Source organism: Ligilactobacillus sp. UO.C109, from assembly GCF_026847815.1.
GTDB lineage: Bacteria > Bacillota > Bacilli > Lactobacillales > Lactobacillaceae > Ligilactobacillus > Ligilactobacillus salivarius.
On sequence record NZ_JAPSFH010000006.1, the window covers coordinates 352,272 to 360,499 of the forward strand.

At 33.7% G+C, this 8,228-nt stretch carries 7 protein-coding genes and 4 tRNA genes; 1 reads left to right on the forward strand and 10 read right to left on the reverse strand.

The genetic code is table 11. From position 1 onward, the window contains the following. Positions 1-6: 6 nt before the first annotated feature. The 6 genes from OZJ21_RS03185 to OZJ21_RS03210 all read right to left on the reverse strand — a co-directional run bounded on the left by OZJ21_RS03185 (position 7) and on the right by OZJ21_RS03210 (position 6,781). The gene (locus OZJ21_RS03185) at positions 7-129 is read right to left on the reverse strand and encodes a hypothetical protein (RefSeq protein ID WP_003700904.1); all 123 of its coding nucleotides are present in this window, start codon (positions 127-129) and stop codon (positions 7-9) included. A gap of 417 nt (positions 130-546) precedes the next feature. Continuing rightward, positions 547-1,839, reverse strand: coding sequence for an adenylosuccinate synthase (locus tag OZJ21_RS03190; protein WP_003705624.1), 1,293 nt, complete (start codon positions 1,837-1,839; stop codon positions 547-549). A gap of 235 nt (positions 1,840-2,074) precedes the next feature. After that, entirely contained in the window at positions 2,075-2,647 is a 573-nt protein-coding gene (locus OZJ21_RS03195) for a flavodoxin (protein WP_049154058.1), read from the reverse strand. A gap of 73 nt (positions 2,648-2,720) precedes the next feature. After that, positions 2,721-4,112: a replicative DNA helicase gene (gene dnaB / locus OZJ21_RS03200; RefSeq protein WP_034983739.1), complete on the reverse strand. Its 1,392-nt coding sequence runs from the start codon at positions 4,110-4,112 to the stop codon at positions 2,721-2,723. Positions 4,113-4,284: 172 nt separating this feature from the next. Beyond that, positions 4,285-4,734, reverse strand: a complete 450-nt coding sequence (gene rplI, locus OZJ21_RS03205; protein WP_003700898.1) for a 50S ribosomal protein L9 — start codon at positions 4,732-4,734, stop codon at positions 4,285-4,287. Positions 4,735-4,747: 13 nt separating this feature from the next. After that, complete coding sequence (locus OZJ21_RS03210; protein WP_034983741.1) at positions 4,748-6,781, reverse strand: DHH family phosphoesterase; 2,034 nt, start codon at positions 6,779-6,781, stop codon at positions 4,748-4,750. Between the two features lie 182 nt (positions 6,782-6,963). Between OZJ21_RS03210 and OZJ21_RS03215 the strand changes: the two genes are divergently transcribed. Further along, positions 6,964-7,731 carry a hypothetical protein gene (locus tag OZJ21_RS03215; RefSeq protein ID WP_160994029.1) on the forward strand — a complete coding sequence of 256 codons (768 nt, stop codon included), beginning with the start codon at positions 6,964-6,966 and terminating at the stop codon, positions 7,729-7,731. 127 nt (positions 7,732-7,858) lie between these two features. Here OZJ21_RS03215 and OZJ21_RS03220 read toward each other — a convergent pair. From OZJ21_RS03220 to OZJ21_RS03235, 4 genes are all read right to left on the reverse strand, one after another. Continuing rightward, positions 7,859-7,943, reverse strand: a tRNA-Leu gene (locus OZJ21_RS03220). A gap of 30 nt (positions 7,944-7,973) precedes the next feature. Continuing rightward, positions 7,974-8,044: transfer RNA gene (locus OZJ21_RS03225), tRNA-Cys, on the reverse strand. 24 nt (positions 8,045-8,068) lie between these two features. Beyond that, positions 8,069-8,140 (reverse strand) — tRNA-Gln (locus OZJ21_RS03230). Between the two features lie 10 nt (positions 8,141-8,150). Further along, positions 8,151-8,223, reverse strand: a tRNA-His gene (locus tag OZJ21_RS03235). Positions 8,224-8,228 lie beyond the last annotated feature (5 nt).

Here is an 8,228-nt window from a genome sequence, read left to right on the forward strand (position 1 = left end):
TAATCACTACCTTTTTTCTGTATATTCTAGAAGGAAAGCGATAGCTTCTTTATAAGATAGCTTTCGCTCATTCATTACCTGCTGAATTATCTTTTGAGTTGAACTCAAACGTTCTTCTGTCATTGCCATAACTCTTCCTCCTATATACAAACATCCGTTCTTGTTAATTAGCACTTTTTTATTGTATATCTATTTTAGACAAAAATAAAGCCTTAATATTGTTCTAATTTTAAACATATCCGCCCTATCGTTAATTTAATCGGTTTCCTAGCCTTTAAAAAAATTATTTTAATATGAATTTAGAAAATTATCTGTATTTCTAAGCAAATACCTTGATTTAATCATATTTTTATAGTATGTAACTTTCCATTCAAATATTGAAGAATTCTTCATATAAAGGTATACTCTAACTTCTTTGTGTTATTCACAGAATTATTTCTAATTTTATATAATTTTAAACTTATAATTCAATAAAAAATAAAAAGATGAAATAAAAGCTGTATTAGCCCCTATTACATCTTTTTCTTCTAATATCTTTATCCTAAATTAAATATGTGCCCATACGTTATCTAAGACATTTGTTTGTTCACGATCTGGACCTACAGAGAATGTAGATACCTTTACACCTACTAAATCTTGAATTCTGTGAATATAGTTACGAGCATTTTCAGGTAAGTCTTCTAATGTCTTGCAGTTAGTAATATCTTCTTTCCAACCTGGTAATGTTTCGTATACAGGTTTGCATGCAGATAATTCCTTCAAACTTGCTGGATAATGATAAATTTTTTCACCATTTAATTCGTATGCTGTACAAATCTTAATTTCATCAAGACCTGTTAATACATCAACACAGTTTAAGCACAAATTTGTTAAGCCTGAAACACGTTTTGAGTGGCGCATAACAACACTGTCAAACCAACCTATACGACGAGGACGTTTAGTAACTGTACCATATTCATGACCTACTTCACGGATATGATCGCCAATTTCATCATGTAATTCTGTTGGGAATGGACCGTCACCTACACGAGAAGTATATGCTTTACATGCACCAACAACTTTATCAATTTTAGCTGGTCCCACACCACTACCAATAGTAACTCCACCAGCAACTGGATTTGAAGATGTAACAAATGGATATGTACCTTGATCAATATCTAACATTACACCTTGTGCTCCTTCAAATAAGACACGTTTACCAGAGTCTAATGCATCATTTAGAATAACAGATGTATCTGTTACATAATCTTTAAGTACTTGTCCATATTCGTAGTATTCTTCAAAAATATCTTCGAATTTTAATGGTTCATGACCATACATTTTTTCAAATAAACGATTCTTTTCTTCAAGGTTTGTACGTAATTTTTCTTCAAAAGTATCTTTTTCTAATAAATCTGCAACACGAATACCTACACGAGCTGCTTTATCCATATAAGCTGGTCCAATACCTTTATTTGTTGTACCAATCTTGTTATCCTTTTTAGCAGCTTCTTGTAAGCCATCTAAAACGATATGATATGGCAAGATAACATGAGCACGATTTGAAATACGAAGATTGTCTGTTGATACTCCATTATCATGAAGGTACTTTAATTCTGTAACTAAGGATTTGGGATTTAAAACTACCCCATTACCAATAACACTAATCTTATCAGAATAAAAAATACCTGATGGAATCAAGCGTAATTTATATGTTTTTCCGTCAAATGCAATTGTATGTCCTGCATTATCGCCACCTTGGTAACGTGCAATAACTTCAGCGTTTTGACTAAGAAAGTCTGTAATCTTACCCTTTCCTTCGTCTCCCCATTGACTACCAACGACTACTACTGATGACATTATAATCCACCTCGTAATTATATTTTATGTATAACCATAACTTTTGCGTCAATCAAACCAACGCAACCTCGATAATTGTAACAAGAAAAACGATTATATTCAAGTAAAAACCGAATATTTTAACTTTAATAAAACCTTTTTAGCAAATCATCATCAATTAAATTCGGGTTTTAACTATATACTCATATATACAAATAAAAAATACTCGACAATAGATCGAGTATTTTTATCTATATTATTTCATGTTAATCTGCTTCAAATATTCTTGTATTCGTTGCAAATCTTTACCATCGTCTTGTAACAATAAACGAGGTAATACCTTTGCTCGAGGTGCGTGATGCCTAATTAAACGTATACTGCGTCCACTGCCTTGAGAAGCCTTATTAAGCGATACTACAGGGACTACATACTTGTTACTAAAATTATGCTTTTTAATAACTTGCTTCATAATCATTGGAGCAGTATCGTACCAGATAGGATAAGCCAAGTAAACCATATCGTACTTATCAATATTATCAAGCTTGTTCTTCACTTCTGGTGTAGCACCTGTTATCCATTCACGAAAAGCACGTGCTTTATCATCGCCACTATATTCTTTTACACCCTCGATTTCAATAATATCTGCATTAGTTTCTTGTTGAACCAAATGGGCTAAGCGCTTAGTTTTTCCAGCAGGTGAGAAATATAGTATTAAAGAATTATTGATCTCACCTTCTACCTTAGTATCAGTTGGGTTTACTAAGTGTGAAAAATATCGCCATATTAAAGCAATAATCACTATTACTACTAAAATACCCAAAATTAACATTCTAATCAATCCTATCTATAATTATTTGTATAATTATATTCTATCATAGGAAAAGTTTTATGAATAATATTTTCTACATTGGCGGCTCTTGAGCATATGAAATATTTGAAAATTTATTGTAGGACTTAATAAACAATAATTTAACCGTTCCTCTAGCTCCAGCACGGTTCTTTTCAATAATTAATTCAACTTCACCGACATCTTGATTTAATGAATCTTGATCATCGCCATCTTCCTCTGATTTTGATTCACCACGTTCATAGTAATCATCACGATATAAGAAAGCAACTATATCCGCATCCTGCTCTATAGAACCGGATTCTCGAATATCAGATAGAACTGGACGTTTATCTTGTCTTTGCTCTACTCCACGTGAAAGTTGGGATAAGGCTAGAATTGGCACACTTAATTCTTTAGCCAATTTCTTTAATTGTCGTGAAATTTCAGATACTTCTTGTTGGCGACTTTCTTTATTACTACCTTCAATTAATTGCAGATAATCGATAACTACCAAACCTAAATTACCCTTTTCTTTTGCTAGTCGACGACATTTTGCTCTGATTTCAGCCATTTTAATTCCTGGAGTATCATCAATAAAGATTGAGGTATTTGATAAAGCCCCCATTGCAACGATTAAATTTTGCCATTCTCCTTCATCTAGTTGCCCTGTACGTAAATGGTTAGCATTTATTGAACCTTCTGCACACAACATTCGATTTACTAAAGACTCAGCACTCATTTCAAGAGAAAAAATAGCAACACTTGTATCCGTAGACGTTGCAACATTTTGAGCAATATTCAAGGCGAAAGCTGTCTTACCTACAGCTGGACGAGCAGCTAGAATAATCAAATTATCTGGCTGTAAACCTGCCGTCATCTTATCAAATTCTCTATATCCAGTTGGTAAACCTGTAATATCTTCACTTTGCTGTGATAATCTATCAATATCACTCAATGTCTCATTTAAAACATCTTTAATCTCTCTAAACCCACTACGATTTCTTCGCTCTGAAACGTCCATTATTTGCCGTTCAGCTGAATCTAATAGAGATGGTACGTCATCATCACCGTTATTTGCTTGCGTTATAATATTTGTTGCAGTAGAAATTAAGCGACGCAACATAGACTTTTCTTCAACAATTTTAGCATAATATCCAGCATTAGCTGCTGTTGGTACTGATGTTGCTAATTCTGCAATATAAGCAACTCCACCAACGTCATCTAATTGATTATTAGTAGTCAGATAGTTTTGTACTGTCAATACATCGATTGCTTCACCATCATTGTTCAAATCTACCATTGCTTGGAATAAAATTTGATGTGCTCTTCGATAAAAATCATCAGCTTCCACATATTCCATCGCATCTGCTAAAGCATCTGTATTCAAGAAGATAGCACCTAAGACCGCTTGTTCAGCTTCTATATTTTGTGGTGGTAAATTATCCGTCATTATGTCGTTATTCACTTAGAAGCTCCTTTCCGTTCAATATTACATTTTATAATTATAACTTTTTTAAGATGTAATTACATAATAAAAGTAATTCTTTTTGTTAACTTTTTTATTTTTGACTAATATATAAAAACATCCAATACTAGATAATACTATCTACCATTGGATGTTTTCATCATTTTAATTCTTACTTTTCAGAAATATGAACTCTTATTTTAGCTGTTACTTCATTGTGAAGTTTTACAGGAACATTTACATATCCCATTGTACGAATTGGTTCACGTAATTCCATTTTACGCTTATCAATTTTCATACCGTATTGCTTTTCAAGTTCTTGAGAAATTTGTTTGCTAGTAATTGAACCAAATAAACGTCCATCAGTTCCAGCCTTAGCTTTCATTTCTACTACTCTTTCACCTGATTCAAGTAGTTCTTTAAACTTCTTAGCTTCTTCTAGTTCCTCTGCTTCTTTTCTAGCTTCAGCACGTTTTTGACCCTTTAATTGGCTCATTGCTTGTGCATTAGCTTGCTTTGCTTTATTTTGCTTAATTAAGAAATTAGCATAGCCATCTGGAAGTTCTTTAATTTCTCCACGACGTCCTTTACCTCGAACATCTTCTGTAAAAATAATCTTCATTTACTAATCACTCCTAATCAGTTTCCTCTGTATTATTTTCTTCTGTTTGTGCAATTAAATCAAGTAGTTGCTTTCTAACATCCAAAATATCTCTATCTTCAATTTGAGTAGCGGCATTAGATAAATGTCCTCCGCCTCCCATTTTTTCCATAATAATTTGAACATTAGTCTCTCCATTACTTCGAGCTGAAATCCCAATAATATCTTCAGAACGGTGAGTCACTACATACGAAGCTTGCACCCCACTAACAGTTAATAAAGAATCGGCAGCTTGTGCAGCAGTTACCGGATCATAGGCACGATCATTTTCACCAACTACAACCGCATTTCCATTCCCTACAAATTCCACTCTATCAATCAAATGATTTCGTTGCAAGAAACTTTGTACATTTTCTTTCATAAAATGTTGCGACATTTGTGAGTCAGCACCTACTGAACGAAGATAACTAGCAGCATCAAATGTTCTAGTTCCCGTTCTTAATGAGAATGACTTCGTATCAATAATAATTCCCGTCAGCATAGCTGTTGCTTCTAATTTATTTATTGGATCATCACTATAGCGTGATTGATATTCAAACATTTCTGTTATTAACTCACATGTAGAACTAGCATAAGGTTCAATATATACCAACATCGGATTTTCAGGGAATTCTTCACCTCGACGATGGTGATCAATAATAATAACTCGATTCTTGAGTTGATCATATAATTCAGGACTCATTGAAATTGAAGGTTTAGACAAGTCTAGCATCAATAATAAGCTTTTCTTGGTTGCTTTTTGTAAAGCTTCTTCAGGAGAAATGATGCTTTCCTTGATATCTGGATAGTTATCAATTTCATCTAGCAATCTTTGGATATCTGAATGCAAATTATCTGTGTCCAACACAAGCCAACATTGCTTACCATTCATCTTTGCAATCCGTCTAATTCCCAAACATGCTCCTATCGAATCCATATCTGGTCTAGCATGTCCCATTACAAAAATATCATCTGATTGACTCATTAATTCTTGTAATGCTTGAGAAATCATTCTTGCTCTTACACGAGTTCTCTTCTCCATTGGATTCGTCTTACCACCATAAAAACGAGCTTGAGAATCATCTACTCCTCTTACAACTACCTGATCTCCGCCTCGTCCTAGTGCTAAATCCAAATTACTTTGTGATAATCGAGAAAGTTTAGCTAAATCAGTACCACCATAGGCTAATCCTATACTCAAAGTAACTGGAAAATTCTGCTTAGATGTTCTTTCTCTAATACGATCTAGTAATTTGAATTTTTCTTTTTCCATCTGTGTTAATGATTTTGTATATGCTAAAACGAAATAATGATCTTCATCAATCATCTTTAGAAACATTCCCATTTGACTAGCCCATGATGATAACTCATTCGTTATATAATTACTTAAATTGGAAATATTAGTATCATTCATTGATTGGGTAACTTCATCATAGTTATCAATAAAAATTTGTCCGATAACTAAGCGAGAATCATCGTATTGTTTCTGAATTTCAGCATAGTGTGTAATATCTAAAAGATAAACAACGTTAATATCACTTTGTACTAACATATTAAATCTTTTATCTTGCCATTTGATTTCAACACTATCTTTATTCGACATATTATCATTGATCACTTTAGCTAATTCTTCATCAGCCTCTGTTAACTTTTTACCTAATATTTCTTCTTGCCCAAATAACTTTTGCATAGTTGGATTAACCCAAACAACTTCTGCTAAATCATTGAGCATTAGAATTCCTATTGGCATTTTTAACAATGCCTCTTGCTCACTTCGCTTAATTTTATACGATAAATCAGATATATAATGTGTGGTATCTTGCATAACTTGTTTTAATGTTATAAAAGACAATCCTATTGTCAATAAAATCAGCAGAAGGACAATTATACCTAACCAGGCATTAACAATAAATGCCAACGTTGCACAGACTAAGGAGAGTATAAGTAAGAAAACTGCTATTATTCGCAAATGTTTATTTCTTAAAAATTCTGGTATCTGCCAAAATTCTTTTTCCAACAAACGTTTCACTTTTCCATCCTCACAGTCTAAATTTTTGATAGCCCTCTCATGAAAGCTACTTACTATTTTAACACATTTTCTACTATCACGTTACCTCAATCTATTCTTGTTCCACATGAAACATTTTAACTCAAATATGTTAAAATAATTATTGATTATAATATAGATTACCAGAAAGGATAATTAATAGAATGAAAAAAAGATATGTTCTAATGGGGTTATTATCATTGCTATTTCTAGGAGCATGTTCCAATAATAAACAGGAAACAACTTCATCTAGCAGTAGTCGTGTGAGTTCAAGCCTAGCATCAACTGATACTATTAATCAAACCCTAGATACTGTAGGATCACTTAAATATCATTTAGGCACTGTTACTACTAGAAAAGTTGAAAATGATCGTAATAACTACACAGAGGCCGAAAGAAAGTTCAAATATAAGTCATCTCTTGGGGATACTTACTATCGCACTACAATCACTTATAGTGTTACTAATGTTGGCGAAGAAACTATTGATTTAGCCAAAACACCATTATCTGTTACAACTGACGATGGCAGCAAATTTACTTCAACGGGAAAACTTAATCACTATGCGCATAACGTTCTTGTAAATGGATATAAGTTAAAGGTTGGCAAAAAATTACAAGGAAAATTAGTACTATTATCATCACACAAGTTAGACATTAGTTCTATTCAATTAAATATTGGAACTCAGGTACCTTATAATAGTATTGATGATACTGCCGAAGTAACTAGTGAAAATACTACAAATAGTGCTACTACTTCTTCTGCTGTATCTTCAACCACCTCTTCTTCTGATGGCATTTCTCCGGATTTGCAACAGCAATTAATCCAAAATGAACAGGGCGAGAATAAGGTCAACGGTTCTAATAGTGGATCTTCCAACAGTTCAGCATCATCTTCATCTGCTCAAACCGGTACTAGTGAAACTGCTCAATAACATATATTAATAAAGCACTAATGAATTGATAAAATAGATTCATTAGTGCTTTTTATATTCAAAAAATTATGCCTGTTTTTTAGAAATTAAAAAGCCTTAGTTTTTATAACTAAGACTTAAATACTGATACCGGTGATCGGGGTCGAACCGATACGTCCTCAACGGACACTGGATTTTGAGTCCAGCGCGTCTGCCAATTCCGCCACACCGGCATATTTACAGTTAGCACCCTTAGGAACTAAAGGCGGTAACCGGATTTGAACCGGTGATAAAGGTTTTGCAGACCTCTGCCTTACCACTTGGCTATACCGCCACGAAAGGATCAAATCCTCAAAAATTGGGGTAGCTGGATTCGAACCAGCGCATCACGGGATCAAAACCCGTTGCCTTACCGCTTGGCTATACCCCAGTAATTAAAGGGCGAAAGATGGGATTCGAACCCACGCATGCCGGAGCCACAATCCGGTGTGTTAACCCCTTCACCACTTTCGCCATAT

What these genes read in the sequence shown, in the direction of transcription:
- OZJ21_RS03185 (WP_003700904.1), bottom strand. Translation starts at nt 129, where the DNA reads ATGGCAATGACAGAAGAACGTTTGAGTTCAACTCAAAAGATAATTCAG.
- OZJ21_RS03190 (WP_003705624.1), bottom strand. Translation starts at nt 1,839, where the DNA reads ATGTCATCAGTAGTAGTCGTTGGTAGTCAATGGGGAGACGAAGGAAAG.
- OZJ21_RS03195 (WP_049154058.1), bottom strand. Translation starts at nt 2,647, where the DNA reads ATGTTAATTTTGGGTATTTTAGTAGTAATAGTGATTATTGCTTTAATA.
- rplI (WP_003700898.1), bottom strand. Translation starts at nt 4,734, where the DNA reads ATGAAGATTATTTTTACAGAAGATGTTCGAGGTAAAGGACGTCGTGGA.
- OZJ21_RS03215 (WP_160994029.1), top strand. Translation starts at nt 6,964, where the DNA reads ATGAAAAAAAGATATGTTCTAATGGGGTTATTATCATTGCTATTTCTA.